Annotated in this window: 11 protein-coding genes and 3 pseudogenes; 7 read left to right on the forward strand and 7 right to left on the reverse strand. The window is 74.3% G+C overall.

Features of this window, described 5'->3' with window-relative positions:
- The first annotated feature begins 25 nt into the window (after positions 1-25).
- From OG689_RS01395 to OG689_RS01405, 3 genes are all read left to right on the forward strand, one after another.
- The gene (locus OG689_RS01395; protein ID WP_266316813.1) at positions 26-634 is read left to right on the forward strand and encodes an FxLYD domain-containing protein; all 609 of its coding nucleotides are present in this window, start codon (positions 26-28) and stop codon (positions 632-634) included.
- A 72-nt stretch (positions 635-706) separates the two neighbouring features.
- On the forward strand, positions 707-919 hold the full coding sequence (locus tag OG689_RS01400; RefSeq protein WP_266316815.1) for a hypothetical protein: 213 nt from the start codon (positions 707-709) through the stop codon (positions 917-919).
- Positions 920-1,047: 128 nt separating this feature from the next.
- Positions 1,048-2,595, forward strand: a complete 1,548-nt coding sequence (locus OG689_RS01405; protein ID WP_266316817.1) for an ATP-dependent DNA ligase — start codon at positions 1,048-1,050, stop codon at positions 2,593-2,595.
- A gap of 349 nt (positions 2,596-2,944) precedes the next feature.
- On the opposite strand, the pseudogene OG689_RS01410 reads toward OG689_RS01405, so the two are convergent.
- Positions 2,945-3,658, reverse strand: a pseudogene (locus OG689_RS01410) (putative Ig domain-containing protein); the annotation flags it as partial.
- A 210-nt stretch (positions 3,659-3,868) separates the two neighbouring features.
- Positions 3,869-4,489 (reverse strand): annotated as a pseudogene (locus OG689_RS01415) (serine protease); the annotation flags it as partial.
- 729 nt (positions 4,490-5,218) lie between these two features.
- Between OG689_RS01415 and OG689_RS01420 the strand changes: the two are divergent.
- Together OG689_RS01420 and OG689_RS01425 are read left to right on the forward strand one after the other, a co-directional pair.
- Positions 5,219-5,686: a DUF5709 domain-containing protein gene (locus OG689_RS01420; RefSeq protein ID WP_266316819.1), complete on the forward strand. Its 468-nt coding sequence runs from the start codon at positions 5,219-5,221 to the stop codon at positions 5,684-5,686.
- A 275-nt stretch (positions 5,687-5,961) separates the two neighbouring features.
- Positions 5,962-6,162 (forward strand): hypothetical protein, encoded by a 201-nt coding sequence (locus OG689_RS01425; protein WP_266316820.1) that lies wholly within the window; start codon positions 5,962-5,964, stop codon positions 6,160-6,162.
- 266 nt (positions 6,163-6,428) lie between these two features.
- On the opposite strand, the gene OG689_RS01430 is transcribed toward OG689_RS01425, so the two are convergent.
- Positions 6,429-6,998: a TetR/AcrR family transcriptional regulator gene (locus OG689_RS01430; RefSeq protein ID WP_266316821.1), complete on the reverse strand. Its 570-nt coding sequence runs from the start codon at positions 6,996-6,998 to the stop codon at positions 6,429-6,431.
- 94 nt (positions 6,999-7,092) lie between these two features.
- Here OG689_RS01430 and OG689_RS01435 point away from each other — a divergent pair, with 94 nt between their 5' ends.
- Positions 7,093-8,595 carry an MFS transporter gene (locus tag OG689_RS01435; RefSeq protein WP_266316822.1) on the forward strand — a complete coding sequence of 501 codons (1,503 nt, stop codon included), beginning with the start codon at positions 7,093-7,095 and terminating at the stop codon, positions 8,593-8,595.
- Between the two features lie 148 nt (positions 8,596-8,743).
- Positions 8,744-9,766 (forward strand): YihY/virulence factor BrkB family protein, encoded by a 1,023-nt coding sequence (locus tag OG689_RS01440; RefSeq protein WP_266316823.1) that lies wholly within the window; start codon positions 8,744-8,746, stop codon positions 9,764-9,766.
- A 111-nt stretch (positions 9,767-9,877) separates the two neighbouring features.
- Here the strand turns inward: OG689_RS01440 and OG689_RS01445 are convergent, their stop codons facing one another.
- The 4 genes and pseudogenes from OG689_RS01445 to OG689_RS01460 all read right to left on the reverse strand — a co-directional run.
- Positions 9,878-10,840, reverse strand: coding sequence for an electron transfer flavoprotein subunit alpha/FixB family protein (locus OG689_RS01445; RefSeq protein WP_266316825.1), 963 nt, complete (start codon positions 10,838-10,840; stop codon positions 9,878-9,880).
- Between the two features lie 44 nt (positions 10,841-10,884).
- The gene (locus OG689_RS01450; protein ID WP_266316826.1) at positions 10,885-11,670 is read right to left on the reverse strand and encodes an electron transfer flavoprotein subunit beta/FixA family protein; all 786 of its coding nucleotides are present in this window, start codon (positions 11,668-11,670) and stop codon (positions 10,885-10,887) included.
- Between the two features lie 326 nt (positions 11,671-11,996).
- Positions 11,997-14,435 carry a SpoIIE family protein phosphatase gene (locus tag OG689_RS01455; protein WP_266316827.1) on the reverse strand — a complete coding sequence of 813 codons (2,439 nt, stop codon included), beginning with the start codon at positions 14,433-14,435 and terminating at the stop codon, positions 11,997-11,999.
- A 142-nt stretch (positions 14,436-14,577) separates the two neighbouring features.
- Positions 14,578-15,015 (reverse strand): annotated as a pseudogene (locus tag OG689_RS01460) (glycosyl hydrolase-related protein); the annotation flags it as partial.
- Between the last annotated feature and the right edge of the window lie 70 nt (positions 15,016-15,085).

Below are 15,085 nucleotides of genomic sequence, written 5' to 3' on the forward strand. Positions count from 1 at the left end.
CCCGACGCTACTCAGGAGCGCCCACGTGACGAACACCGGCGGCCGCACGACCCTCCGAACCCACCGGCTGCACCCGCTGCGGATCACCGCCGCGGCGGCCTTGCTCGCGGTCACCGCCACCACTGTGGCGGCCTGCAGCAGCAGCTCCGACGGCGCCTCCGCGAGCAGCTCCCCGGGACGCCCCACCGTGCAGGGCACGCCGCCGTCCTCGCTGCTGCCCTCCGCGCTGCTGTCCTCGGCCTCCGCCCTCGCCTCGGCGGCCTCGGTGCAGGCCTCCGCCTTCGAGTCCTCGGTGTCCGCCGAGGTCTCCCGCGCCAACGCCTCCGCCTCGGCCGCGCTGGCCGGCGTGACCGGCACCGGGAACGCGGTGTCCGACGTCACCCTGACGGGTGTACCGGTCGCCCAGTCCGGGGGCCGGCGGGCCGCCGTGGTGACGATCACCAACAGCACCTCCTCGGCGGCCTCGTACGCCGTCCAGGTCGAGTTCGTGGACGCCTCCGGCAACGTGGTCGACACCACCGTGGTGGGCGCGACGGACCTCCAGCCCGGGGCCAAGGCCTCCCCGGTCGCCTTCGGCGGCAGCGACAGCGGGACGGCCACCACCCCCCGGGTGGCCAAGGCCCAGCGCTACTGAGCCGCCCGGGCTCCCGCACGACCGGGGCCAGGCGGGCCGTGACCTCCGCCGGCCCCGGTCGTTGGGCACGGCATGAAGAAGCGCAGCATGCTCGCCGTCGCGTCCCTGGCCGCCGGAGTCCTCGGCTCCCTCCTCGCCCCCAGCGCGCACGCGGGCACACCCGAGCAGGGCATCGGCACCGGCACGCAGCCCGCCACCAGCGTCCTGGACACCGTCACCGAGGACACCCGGGCGGTCGTCGCCGACGGCAGTACGGTCACCGGCCAGGGCACCCTCCAGGGCTGATCCCGTCCGGTCGGTCCGTCGGGGGTCCATCCGGTCCCCCGACGTCCGCCGCCGGCCCGCTCACCGGGCCGGAGCCCCCGCACCGGGCCCATGCTGGACGGAGACCCCGCCCGGACCGAGGAGCCCGCATGCTGCTCCGGCATCTCGCCCGCACCTCGCGGGACGTGGCCGCCGAGCCGGCCCGTACCGTCAAGATCACCCTGCTGGCCGACTGCCTGCTGGCGCTCGCTCCCGAAGAGGTGCCGACCGCCGTCGCCCTGCTTTCCGGCGAGTCGCAGCGACTGCGGATCGGGATCGGCCCGGCGGCCCTGCGCGAGCTGCCCGCCCCGGCGGCCGAGGCCACGCTCGGCGTGCTGGAGACCGAACAGATCCTGCTCCGGCTCGCCGCCCTGCAGGGACAGGGCTCCCGGGCCGAGCGCCGCCGACTGCTGGACGAGCTGTTCGGCCGCGCCACCGAGGAGGAGCAGGACTTCCTGCGGGCGGTGCTGGCCGGGGAGCTGCGGCAGGGCGCCCTGGACGCGGTGATGGCGGACGCCGTCGCCCGGGCCGCCGGCGTACCCGGCGCGGCCGTCCGACGGGCGCTGATGTTCCGCGGCTCCGCCCGCGCCGTCGCGGAGGCCGCGCTGGGCGGCGGAGTCCCGGCCCTGGCCGCCTTCCGCCTCGAGGTGGGCCGCCCGGTCCGGCCGATGCTCGCGGCCTCCGCCCCCGACCTGGCCGCCGCGCTGGAGCGGACCGGCCCGGCGGCGCTGGAGTGGAAGCTGGACGGCATCCGGATCCAGGTGCACCGGGACGGCGAGGAGGTCGCGGTGTTCACCCGCGGCCTGGAGGACATCACCGCCCGCCTCCCCGAAGTGGTCGAGGCGGCCAGGTCGCTGCCGGTGCGCAGCGCCGTCCTCGACGGTGAGGCGATCGCGCTGGCACCCGACGGGCGGCCGCGCCCGTTCCAGGTGACGGCCGCCCGGACGGCCTCCCGGCAGGACCCGGCGCGGCTGCGGGCCGAGGTGCCGCTGCACGCCTTCTTCTTCGACCTGCTGCACCAGGACGGCGAGGACCTGGTCGACCGGCCGGCCCACCACCGCTGGTCCGCCCTGGCCGGCGCCGTCCCGGCGGAGCTGCGGGTGCCGGCCGTCGAGACGGAGGACCGGGCGGCGGCCGAGGTGTTCTTCCGTCAGGTGCTGGCGCGGGGTCATGAAGGCGTGCTGGTCAAGGACCGGGACGCACCGTACGCCGCCGGCCGGCGCGGGGCCGGGTGGATCAAGGTCAAGCCGCATCACACGCTGGATCTGGTGGTCCTGGCGGCGGAATGGGGCAGCGGGCGCCGCCGGGGCTTCCTCAGCAACCTGCACCTGGGCGCCCGGGCGGGCGACGGGTCGGGGCCGGGGGCGTGGGTGATGCTCGGCAAGACCTTCAAGGGCCTGACGGACGAGCTGCTGGCCTGGCAGACCGGCCAGCTGCTGGCGCGGGAGGTCGATCGGGACGCGTACACCGTCCTGGTGCGGCCCGAACTGGTGGTGGAGATCGCCTTCGACGGGCTGCAACGCAGCTCGCGCTACCCCGCGGGGCTGGCCCTGCGCTTCGCCCGGGTGGTGCGCTACCGCGAGGACAAGGCGGCCACCGAGGCGGACACCGTCGCCACCGTCCGGGCCATCGCCGAGGCCGGCGGCCTGGGCCGCTGATCAGGACAGGGTGCGTGCCGGCCCGGGGCGTGGAGCACCGGCGGCGGCGGGGCTGGAGCTGGCCGGGAGCGACCTGCTGTTCACCGTCGGGCCCGGCGGCCGGCTGGACCCGGCCGGTGGAACGGGGGCGCACGGCACGAGGACCGGCGGGGGCCACGGCGGCGATCCGGGCGCCGGGACGCGGATCCTGCTCGGCCCGGTGCCGGCCGTCGGAAAGCCCCCCGAGGCCAGGCCCCGGGGCGCGACACGATCGAAGGGTGAGCGCCCGGGCGCGGGCGTGCGGCGAGGCCGCCCGGTCTGTCCCCGGGCGGCCTCGGCGTGCGATTCCCGGCCGTCACCGGCCCGGGTTTCAGCTGGTGGCGATGGAGGTGTCGTCGATCACGAAGCTGGTCTGCAGCGAGGAGTCCTCGGTGCCGTTGAACTTCAGGGTGACGCTCTGGCCCGCGTAGGCGGAGAGGTCGAAGGTGCGCAGCTGGTAGCCGGCCGCGGCGTTCACGTTGGAGTAGGTGGTGAGGGCCGTGCCGTTGACGGTCACCGCGAGCTTGTCGTAGGCGGTGCTGCCGGTCTCGGCGGTGTCGATGTGCAGGTAGAAGCTCAGCGTCGCCTTGCAGCCGGCCGGGATGGTGACCGTCTGGGTGGCGCTGTCGGTGTGGGTGGAGCCGTAGCCGTTCAGCCACGCCTTCCAGGAGCCGCCGTGGGCGGCCTGGCCGGAGCTGTTGTCGACGACGCCGCTGGTGGTGGTCCAGGGGGCGGCGGTGCCGGTCTCGAAGCCGGCGTTGCCGAGCAGCTGGGCCGGGGTGCAGCTGCCGCCGCCGGTGCTCACCGTCCAGGTGAAGGAGGTGGTGCCGGTCTTGTTGGCGGCGTCCTTGGCGGTCACCGTGACGTTGTAGGTGCCGGCCGTGGTGGCGGTACCGGTGATCTTGCCGGTCGAGCTGATCGACAGGCCGGTCGGCAGGCCGGTCGCGGTGAAGGTCAGCGGCGCGGTGCCGCCGGAGGCCGCGATCTGCAGGTTGGCGGTGCCGTTCACCGTGCTGGACTGGTTGCCCGGGTTGGTCACCGAGACGGCGGTGCCGGCCGGCTTGGTGAGCAGGCAGCCGCTGACGTTGAGGTCGATGACACGGCCCGTGCCGAGACAGGTGGTGAACCAGTAGGTCTCCTGGCCGTAGCTCTGGCCCTTGGTGACCTTGGTGGTGCCGTCGGCGGCCACCTCGCAGGGGTTGTTCAGGGTGCACATGGCGCCGTCGTCGTTGCCGGTGTTGTTGATGCCGACGACCCGCTTGCTGGTGGCGTCGACGATCGGCGAACCGGAGGTGCCGTGGGTGGTGTTGCACCCGGTGCTGTAGCGGAGCGAGTCGTGCCAGGTCCACTCGTCCTCGCGCAGCGTGCCGACGAACCCGTTGACGGAGCAGTTCCAGGTCTGCTTCCAGTAGGAGGAGGGTATGAACATCGACGAGCCGTCGACCGGGTGGGTGTCACTGATCGTCAGCGCCGTGGTGGCGTACTTGGTGGTGATCGACGCGTAGGTGTCGGTCAGTTGGTACAGGGCGACGTCGGTGCCGGTCATGGTCGCGTAGAGGACCTTGTCCGCCTGCACGGTGCCGAGCGAGGCGCCGGAGGGGCTGAGCAGCGTGCCGCTGCGGCTGGCGCTGGTGTTCTGGATGACCTGGCCGGCGGAGGGCATCGTCGGCAGGCAGTGCCCGTTGGTGAGCATCAGGGCCCGGTCGGTGTCCACCGAGGAGGGGTAACGCACCAGCGAGGCGGAGCAGTTGCTCAGCGCGATGGTGGACGTCAGGTCGCCGGCCTGGACTGCCGCCTGCGCCGGGGTGGCGGCACAGGTCAGGACGCCCGCGACGATCGCTGCCGCACCGAATGCGGCGGCAAGTCTCTTGAACATGGCTCTCCTTGTGGGGGATGACGGGGCGTCCGACCGGTTGCGTACGCCCACGCCCGCCTGAAAATGCCATGACCACTTCAAGGTGGTCAACCATGCGGACCGAACTCGCGGCCGAATTCCCTTGCCCCTGCGGCTCGGAGAGCACCGGGCGCCCCTGGCATCGCCCCTCACCACACCCGCGCCCCTCACCACACCCACGCCCCCGCCGGCCGGGCCTCGCGTCCGGACCGCCGCCCGGACGCGGTCTTTTGACGGGAAAGGGACTCCGTCAGGTCTCACCACCCGCCTTCGCGGCCGGGCCCGGGCCTGCCTGACCCGCTCCGATCCCTCCGGTCGAGGGCGCCTCGGCCCTCGGGTCGCCGCCCCGGGTCGCCGTCCCGGGCCACGGAAGTACGCCCCCGCGGCACCGGCCGGACGCCCCGGATTCGGCCGGTCACTGTGGGCGACCGCCCGAAGGGCGCCTGGCGACCCGTACGGCCCCCTTCGCGGAGCGGGCCACGCACCCCGTTCGACCCGCCCGGTGCCGGGGGGCCGGCCTCCGCGGGCGCCCGCCCGGACCGACCGGCCTAACCTTGAACGTGGGCGCCGTGGCGCCCGCCCCGCACGGTGCGGCGAACAGCCCGGTGGCCACCGGCTCCGACCACCGAGGGGGACGGGACCCGGTGGTCGGTCCACCCCGATCCGGCACGCGGGAGCGCACAGGGGGTTTCGCACGAAGGGACGCACGCCATGGCAGCGACGGACAGCGCGAGGGGCGACGACGTCTACCAACCCGACGGCGGCGAGATCGTCGACGACAGCGGCATCCTGGACGCCCAGGACACGCTCACCGGGCGGGAGGCCGATCCGTACGACGAGGGCTGGTCCCCACCGGAACGCGCACTGGCGGTCGAACGCGTCGGCACGACGGCGGAGGAACAACGTGCGGGCGAGAGCCTGGCCCAGCGGCTGTCCGAGGAGCTTCCGGACCCGGCCCTGAACTTCACGGCCGACCCCGGGGACGGCATCGGCGACGTCTCCGACACCGACGGGGAGCCGCGCGACGGCGAGGTCGGAGCCACCCGCTCGGGCCGGCTGACCGCGCCCTCGGGGCGCAATCCCAGTACCTTCGCCGAGGACGTCGGCATCGACGGCGCCGCCGCCTCCGCGGAGGAGGCCGCCGTCCACATCATCCCGGCCGACGGCGAATTCCCCTGACCTCGATTTCCCCGGCACCGGTGTCATGGATCCCTTCGATCGGGGAACACGAGCACGGCGACACGCACCCGCCGGGCCGCCGGGGACGGGCGGAGGATGGACGATGGAGAGGATCCCGCGCGGCGGAGCCGGAGGAACTCCGCCCGATCACCGCGGGGACCGGTACGAGAGCCGCCGCCCGGCGCGGGCGGACCGGTACCCACGAGGAGCAGCACCGGCGGTCAGGACCGGCAGCCCCGGCCTCCGCCGACCCGCAGAAGCACCGAGGAGGCAGTATGAACACTCAGTCCGACCAGAACCGGCGGCCCGAGGGCATCACGCCCGACGCCCTGCTCCACGTGGGCACCGAGGGCCCGGTCACGGCCGAGGACATCGTCCTGGCGTCCGGCCGCGACCTCAACCCGAAGAACCTCGCCTGGGCCGAGCAGAAGCTCGCCACCGAGGGCAAGGCGGCCCTCGACAGGCTGCTCCCCTGACCTCGGGCCCTTCGGCCCGTCCGGCCCCCGCTCCGGACGGCCGCACCGCACTGCCCGGGCGGCAGTGAGCCCGCACCGCTGTGCCCTTCCCGAACGCCGGCGCGGATGCCCCCGGCCCCGCAACCGGTCCCGGCCGGGGCCGGGGGCATCCGCGCCGGCGTCGGCGCGTGTCCGGAAGGGCTGACCCGGGCCGTCGTACTTCTGCAGCCGTACCCCGAACGGGCGTACCCGCGCCCTGGGCCCCGAGCGGCCCGGCCCTGCCGCGGTCAGCGCACCAGGGGGAGGAAGACGGTGTCGACGATCTCTTCGAGGACGTCGTCGGGCACGGGGGCGAAGGTGGTCAGGATCTCGTGCCGCAGCAGGTCGAACGGCAGTGACTTGACGCGTTCGGGCAGGGGTTCCGGCGCGATCTCGCCGCGCTCGACGGCACGGTCGAAGAGCACGTCGAGGGCCTTCGCGCGGCCGGTCACGAACGGATCGCGCAGGTCCCCCGGGCTGGTTCCGGTCGCCTGGTGGTAGCCGGCCAGGTGGGCGCCCATCACGGTGATGAACTGGACCCGGGTGGCGTTGATCTCCCGCATGAGGGTGAGGACGTCCCCTCGCAGGCTTCCGGTGTCGGGGGTGTCGAGGCAGTACTCCTTCAGGGCGTGGACGGTGGCCGCCCGGACCAGGTCGTCGCGGTCGGTCCAGCGGCGGTAGAGGACGGACGGGCTGGTGCCCGCGCGCTGGGCGACGGCGTCCATGGTGAGCCGGGCGTAGCCGTTGTCCGCGAGTTCCTCCCAGGCCGCATCGAGGAGCGCTTTCTCCAGTGCCGCCCCGCGGCGCCGCTCGGGCATCCGTGCCTCCTCCATAAGATAGGTTTGCGTATCTTATTCTAGCGCCCTACCCTGGCAGCCGTAAGATACGAATCCATATCTTAGGTGGCTGTTGATGAGCACTCCCCCCGGGATCGCCCCCGCACCGGCGGCGGCCGACCCCGCCCCCGTCCCGCCCCGATCCCTGCGCGAGGCCTGGCCGGCCCTCGCCGGACTGTCGGCGGTGTTCTTGTTCGAGATGCTGGACAACTCGATCCTCAACGTCGCGCTGCCCACGATCGGACGCGAGCTGCACGCCTCCACGGTCGCGCTGCAGTGGGTGACCAACGCGTACGCGGTCACCTTCGGCGGGCTGATGCTCGTCCTCGGCGCGACGGCCGACCGGTTCGGCCGCCGACGGATCATGCTCATCGGCCTGGTGCTGCTCGGCACCGCGAGCCTGGCGACGGCCTTCGTCGGCACCGCCGAGCAACTGATCGCCGTCCGCGCACTGACGGGCGTCGCGGCGGCGATGACCACGCCGGGCTCGATGGCGCTGGCCTTCCGGCTGTTCGAGGAGGACGGCCTGCGAGTCCGTGCGGCGACCCTGATCTCGACCGTCGGCCTGATCGGTCTCGCGATCGGACCGACGGTCGGCGGCCTCGTGCTGACGATCGCCCCCTGGCAGGTCCTGCTGCTGGTGAACGTACCGATCGCGGTGCTGGCGGTCGTCGGCGTGCGGGTCGGCATCACGGCGGACAACGCGTCCGACCTCCACCGCGACCCGGTGGACGTCCTCGGCGCCGCCCTGGGTACGGCGGCGATCGTGCTCGCCCTGGTCGCGCCCAGCCTGTTCGTCACCGAGGGCGCCGGATCCTGGCAGCCGTGGACGGCCACCGCCGGTGCAGCCGTCGCGGCGGTCCTCTTCCTGCTGCGCCAGCGCTCGGCGCGCCATCCGCTGCTCGACCTCGCACTCGTCGCCCGCCCCCTCGTTTCGAGCGGCCTGGCCTACAAGGCCGCGGCCGGGCTGGCGACCGCCGGCCTCGGCTACCTGGTCACGCTGCAACTGCAGCTCGACCGGGGATGGCCGCCGGCGCTCGCCGCCGTCGGCATGCTGCCGCAGGTCGTCGTCCTGGTCGCCGGGGGCGCGTTCGTCGATCCGTTCGTACGACGGGTCGGTCTCGACCGGGCCGCCCGGCTGAGCGCCACGGCGGTCGTGGCCGGGCTGGCCGTATACAGCCTGCTGGGCCGCTTCGGGTACCTCTGGGTGGCGATCGCCCTCGTGCTCGTGGCGGCCGGGATGCGGGTGCTCGGCGTGGTCGCCGGGGTCAACGTGCTGCGCGGCCTGCCGAAGAACCGGACCACGATCGGCGCGGCGCTCACCGACACCGCCGCCGAGGTCACCTCCGGCGCCGGCATCGCCGTCTGCGGCACCGTCCTCGCGGCGCTGTTCACCGGCGACCTCGCCACGTCGAACTGGAGCCCGCGACAGAGCGCGCAGTTCCAGGAGGCGGTCACCACCGCCGGCCTGCTGCTCACCGTCGCGGCCACGGCGCTCGTCGGCTGGGCGGTCCTGCGGACCCGGAACGCCGCGGGCGGCCGGGAGGGCAGGCCCGGCGCCGCCGCGACAGGCGAGTAGCCCGCGGCCGCGAACGGCCTTCGACGGGCGGGCCGCCGCCTCCTCGGCCGTCCCTCCCGGCTCACTTCGAGAGGCGGGCCGTCAGCCGCGCGGCGGTACTCGGTGGCCGATCGCGGTTCGGAAGCGCCGTTCGGGACAGACACTCCCCATGGCATCCCCGTTCAGACCCGAGCACCCGTCCCGCGGCCCCGAGGCGGCCGTCGGCACCGGCCCGTCACAGCGGGTGCGGCGCAAGGCCCCGGACACCCCCTCCGAGCTGTCCGCCCGGTCCTGGCGGGGCGTCCTGCTGCGCACCGGGCGGGAGTGCCTGGCGGACGAGCTGCCGGACCGGGCCGCCGCCCTCACGTACTACGGCGTACTGGCGGTCTTCCCCGCGCTGCTCGTCCTGGTCTCGCTGCTCGGCGTGATCGGCAGGTCGGCGACCGAGCGGATCCTCGACAGCCTGCAGGACCTCGCGCCGGGCCCGGCCCGGGAGATCCTGCGCGAGGCCGTCGACCAGCCGCAGGACGCCGGCCCCCCCGGCTCGGTCCTCGCCCTGCTGGGCCTGGCGGCCGCCGTCTGGGCCGCCTCCGGCTACGTGGGCGCCTTCATCCGCTCGGCCAACGCCGTCTACGACATCGCCGAGGGGCGCCCGGTCTGGAAGCTCACGCCGCTGCGGCTCGGGCTGACCGTGCTGCTGATGGTGCTGCTCGCGGCGAGCGCCGTCATCGTCGTCTTCACGGGACCGCTGGCGGACCGCGTCGGCCGGGCCGTGGGCATCGGCGCCACCGCGCTGACCGTCTGGACATTCGCCAAATGGCCCGTGCTGGTACTGCTCGTGGTACTGATGATCGCCCTGCTGTACTGGGCCGCGCCCAACGTGCGCGGGCGCGGCTTTCGCTGGGTCACGCCCGGCAGCGTGCTGTCGGTGCTGCTCTGGTTGGCCGCCTCCGCCGGGTTCGCCTTCTACGTGGCGAACTTCGGCTCCTACAACCGGACGTACGGGACGCTCGCCGGGGTCGTGGTCTTCCTGGTCTGGCTCTGGCTCTCCAACTTCGCGATCCTGCTCGGGCTCCAGTTCGACGCCGAACTCTCCCGGGCCCGCGCCGTCGCCGGCGGCCTCCCCGAGGGCGAGGAGCCGTACGTGGCGCCGCGCGACACCAGCACCTGGCCGCTCGGCCCGAAACGCTGATCCCGGTCCCGGTGCCGGGCCGCCGGCCCCGCACGGCGAAAGGCCCGCCCCCGGGAGTGCGTCTCCCGGGGGCGGGCCCGTGGCCGGCGGCAGGCGGCCGCCCGGCCGATGTCAGCCCTTGCGGCCGGCCGTCTCGGCGGTGAGCTGCGGCAGGACGGTGAAGAGGTCACCGACGACGCCGTAGTCGACCAGCTCGAAGATCGGGGCCTCCGGGTCCTTGTTGACCGCGACGATGGTCTTCGAGGTCTGCATACCGGCCCGGTGCTGGATCGCACCCGAGATGCCCGCCGCCACGTACAGCTGCGGCGAGACCTGCTTGCCGGTCTGCCCGACCTGGTTGGTGTGCGGGTACCAACCCGCGTCCACCGCGGCCCGCGAGGCACCCACCGCCGCACCCAGCGCGTCCGCCAGCTCCTCCACCACGCCGAAGCCCTCCGCCGCACCCACACCACGACCGCCCGACACCACGATCGCGGCCTCGGTCAGCTCCGGACGACCCGAGGACACCCGCGGCGTGCGCGAGGTCACCGTCGCCGCGTTGCCGGTGAACGCCACCGCCACACTCTCCACCGCACCGGCCGCCGGGGCCGCCTCGGGCGACGTGGAGTTCGGCTTCACCGTGATCACCGGCGTACCGTGCGACACCCGCGACCTCACCTGGAACGACGCCGCGAACACCGACTGCGTCGCCACCGGACCACCCTCACCGGCCTCCAGGTCCACCGCGTCCGTGATGATCCCCGAACCCAGCCGCAGCGCCACCCGGGCGGCGACCTCCTTGCCCTCGCCGGAAGAGGTCACCAGGACCGCGGCGGCACCGGCCGCCTTCGCGATCTGGGTCAGCGCGTCGACCTTCGGGACGACCAGCCGGTCGGTGAACTCGGCGCCGTCGGCGACGTAGACCTTCGCGGCACCGAACTCGGCGGCCCTGGCGGCGATCGCGGCGGCATCGGCGCCGGCGCCGAGCACCACCGCCGACGGCTCGCCGATCCGGCGGGCCAGGGTCAGCAGTTCGAGGGCCGGCTTGCGGACCACGCCGTCGGCGTGGTCGACGAGGACGAGAATCTCACCCATGGTTCGTCTACTCCTGATCAGTGGTGGTTGTGCGGAACCGCGGGTCAGATGAACTTCTGCTCGGCGAGGTAGGCGGCGAGCGCCTTGCCGCCCTCACCCTCGTCCTTGACGACGATGCCGGCGGTGCGCGCCGGACGGGCCGTGACGGCCTCCACCGCGGTCCAGGCACCGGCCAGACCGACCTCCTCCGCGTCGATGCCCAGATCGTCCAGGTCGAAGGACTGCACCGGCTTCTTCTTCGCGGCCATGATCCCCTTGAACGAGGGGTAGCGGGCCTCCCCGGACTGGTCGGTCACCGACACGACCGCCGGCAGCTGCGCCTCGACCTGCTCGGTCGCGGCGTCGCCGTCGCGACGGCCCCTGACCGTGCCGCCCTCGACCGCGACCTCGGACAGCAGGGTGAGCTGCGGCACGCCCAGCCGCTCGGCGAGCAGCGCCGGCAGCACGCCCATCGTGCCGTCGGTGGAGGCCATGCCGCCCACCACCAGGTCGAAACCGGTCTGCTCCAACGCCTTCGCGATGATCGCCGAGGTACCGATCACGTCGGTGCCGTGGATGTCGTCGTCGTTCACGTGCACGGCCTTGTCAGCGCCCATCGACAGGGCCTTGCGCAGCGCGTCCTTCGCGTCGTCCGGGCCCACCGTCAGCACCGTCACCTCCGCGTCGCCGTGCGCCTCCGCGATCCGCAGCGCCTGCTCCACGCCGTACTCGTCCAACTCCGACAGGAGGCCGTCGACGCCCTCCCGGTCGGTGGTGTGGTCGTCCGCGAAGCGCCGGTCACCGGTCGCGTCGGGCACGTACTTCACACAGACAACGATCCTCAAGCTCACGGCCTGTCTCCTGTGGCAGATGTCGGTCGGACTGTTCGGTCCCGCGGAGCGCGGGCCGCCGCCGCACGGGCCCCGCCACTTCGGCGGAGCGGCCGGGCCGCGGGAGGCGCGCCCGGCCTGTCGGCCCAGGGCCGGGTGGCCCGGCGGACGAACGCACCTCCGCAGAATATGGCACTCAGTACCCTCTGTAAAGGCACTGAGTGCCATCAAATGGGGGACATTCCACCCGCTCGGGCGCTCGTGCGGCACTGAGTACCCGGCAACTGAGGCACTGGACTTCAGCCATTCGGATGCGGCCGGATGCCCACCAGGCGCCCGCCGGGGGCTCAGGGCAGGTTCTGCTCGGCCCAGATGATCTTGCCGGTATCGGTGTAGCGGGTGCCCCAGCGCCGGCAGAGCTGGGCCACCAGGAAGAGGCCCCGGCCGCCTTCGTCGGTGGTCCGGGCGTGACGCAGCCGGGGCGAGGTGCTGGTGCCGTCCGAGACCTCGCAGATCAGCACCGACTCGTTGATCAGGCGCAGGGTGACGGGTGCCGAGCCGTAGCGGATGGCGTTGGTGACCAGCTCGCTGACCACCAGCTCGGTGGTGAAGACCAGGTCGTCCAGGCCCCAGGCGGCCAGCGCGCCGGCGGCAAGCAACCGGGCCTCGGCCACCACCACCGGGTCGCTCGGCAACTCCCAGGTGACGATCCGGTCCTCGGTGAGCCGGTGGGTGCGGGCCAGCAGCAGGACGGCGTCGTCGTCCGGCCCGTCCGGCAGCATGCTCGCGAGGATGTCCTCGCAGGCGTGCTCCAGGCCGGGCCGCGCGGCCTCCAGCACCCCGCGCAGCCGCTCGCCCGCCGCCGCGGGGCCCAGGCCCGCACCGGACACCAGGCCGTCGGTGAAGAGGGCCAGGACGGTGCCCTCCGGCAGGTCGAACTCCGCCGACTCGAAGGGCAGGGTGCCGACCCCGAGCGGGGGGCCGGGCGGCAGCTCGGCGAAGGTGACCCGGCCGTCCGGGGTGAGGATCGCCGGCGCCGGGTGGCCGGCCCGGGCCATCGTGCAGTGCCCGGTGGCCGGGTCGTGCACGATGTACAGGCAGGTGGCGCCCTGGGCGGTGGCGGCGGTCTCCGACCCCTCGGACTGCTCGGAGCGTTCGTCCACCAGGCGCAGCACCAGGTCGTCGAGGTGGGCGAGCAGTTCGTCGGGCGGCAGGTCCATGTCGGCGAGGGTGTGCACCGCGGTGCGCAGCCGGCCCATCGCGGCGGCCGCGTTGATGCCGTGGCCGACCATGTCGCCGACGACCAGGGCGACCCGGGCCCCGGAGATCGGGAGCACGTCGAACCAGTCGCCGCCGGCGCTGCCGTCCGCGGCCGCCGGGAGGTAGCGGTAGGCGGCCTCGATGGCGGGCAGCGCCGGGAGGAACTGGGGCAGCAGGCTGCGCTGCAGGGTGAGGGCGGTGCGGTGCTCCCGGGTGTAGCGCCGGGCGTTGTCCAGGCAGACGGCGGCCCGCGAGACCAGTTCCTCGGCCAGGGCGAGGTCCTCGGACTCGAAGGGGTCGGACCCGCCCGAACGGATGAACACCGCCACGCCCAGCACCGTCCCCCGGGCCCGGACCGGGACGGCCATCAGGGAGTGCAGGTCCCAGGTCTGGCGGCTGGCGCCGCGGACGTGGTCCTCAGTCGTCCACGGCCGGCCCTGGAGCGAGGGCTCCAGCACGGCCCCCTCCTCGGCCAGGCACCGGATCATCGGGGAGGAGGCCGGGTACCCCGGGTCCTCGCCGATGCGGACGACCGCCTCGGGGGTGCCGGTCCGGACCGACAGGTGGGCCATCCGGCGCAGCGGCGGCGGGCCGGACCGGCCCGGCGGGCCCGGTTCGTCGCCCTGGAGCACCGGGTCCAGCAGGTCGACCAGCGCCAGGTCGGCGAGGCCGGGCACGGCGACCTCGGTCAGCTCCCGGGCGGTGGCCTCCAGGTCGAGGGTGGTCCCGATCCGGGTGCCCGATTCGGTGAGCAGCGTCAGCCGCTCCCGGGTACGCCAGCGGTCGGTGATGTCGACGCTGATGTAGCAGACGCCCAGCACCCGGCCGTCGTCGTCGTCCAGGCGCAGGATCGAGGTCGAGAAGGCGTGCTCGCGCCCGGGGTCGATCGGGACGTAGCCGCGGTACTCGAAGTTCAGCACCGGCCGGCCGGTGTCCAGGACGGACCGGAGCTGGCGCTCCACCTGGAACGGGGAGAGCTTCGGCAGCACGTCGCGCATCCGCCGACCGAGCCGCTGCTCCAGGCTGACCCCGGCCATCCGCTCCAGCGTGCCGTTGGTCCAGACGTAGCGCAGCTGGGTGTCGAGGACGGCGATGCCGTAGGGCGAGCGGGTGAGGAAGCGCTCCAGGACGGAGTGGCTGGCACGCCACCAGGGGGCGCGGCCCAGGTCGATGGCGGTCAGGTGCCAGCGGCGGGCGCCCGAGATGTCGTTCAGCGCGGTGGCCTGCACGCCGAGGGTGAGCACCTGCCCGTCCCGGTGGACGACCCGGATCACGGCGCCGCTGCTGAGGCCGGCCGCGGAGCGCTCGGCGCCGCCGCGCGGCGGCAGGACGTCCGCCTGCTCGGGTGCGAGCAGGGCGCTGACGGGCCGGCCGAGCACCTGCTCGGGCCCCACGCCCAGCAGCCGGGTGGCCTCGTCCGACCACCCCACCACCGCCCCCTGCTCGTCCACGACGGCGGTGGCGGTCGGCATCAGGTCGAACGGAACGGCTCGGCCGGTGCCGGCGCGGCTGTCCGAGACGGGCATGTGCGGGACCCTCCTGCAGGGGTACGCGCTCCATACTCCTCCGCCGCCCTGGGGCCTGCCACCGCGTACCGGCCGGGTCGCGGCGGGCACGGCCGGCCCGGGGCGGGCACCGCGGCGGCGGTGTCCGCCCGGGCGCACCGGGTCAGGCGCCCGCCTCGCCCGGGGTGAGCCGCAGGGTGATCAGCTGGAAGGGGCGCAGGCGTACCCGCAGGCCGTCGCTCCCCCGGACCAGGGCGCCGCTGTCCTCGCCCGGGCGCTCCAGCAGGTCGCACTCCCGCACCGCGGTGGGGGTGAAGGAGGTGCCGAGCCGGCCCTGGGCCCGGCCGCCGGCGGCCTCGTACAGCCGGACGACCACGTCGCCGCTGCCGTCGTCGGCCGGCTTGAGGGCGCTGAGCACGATCGCGTCGTTGTCCAGGCGGACCAGCGGCTCCACGTCGGCACTGCCGGGCACCCGCCGTTCGGGGAGGCTGATCCGGTAGCCCTCGCGGACGGCGTCGCCACTCCCGGCGCCGGGGACGAGGGCGTGCCGGAACCGGTGGACGCCCTGGTCGGTGTGCGGGTCGGGGAACCGGGGCGCGCGCCTACGAGGACGGCTCCTCGCTGCGGCTGACCGGCCGGACGGACGCCGTCAACACCGTGCGGCTCTACCG

This window comes from Kitasatospora sp. NBC_00240 (assembly GCF_026342405.1).
Taxonomy (GTDB): domain Bacteria; phylum Actinomycetota; class Actinomycetes; order Streptomycetales; family Streptomycetaceae; genus Kitasatospora.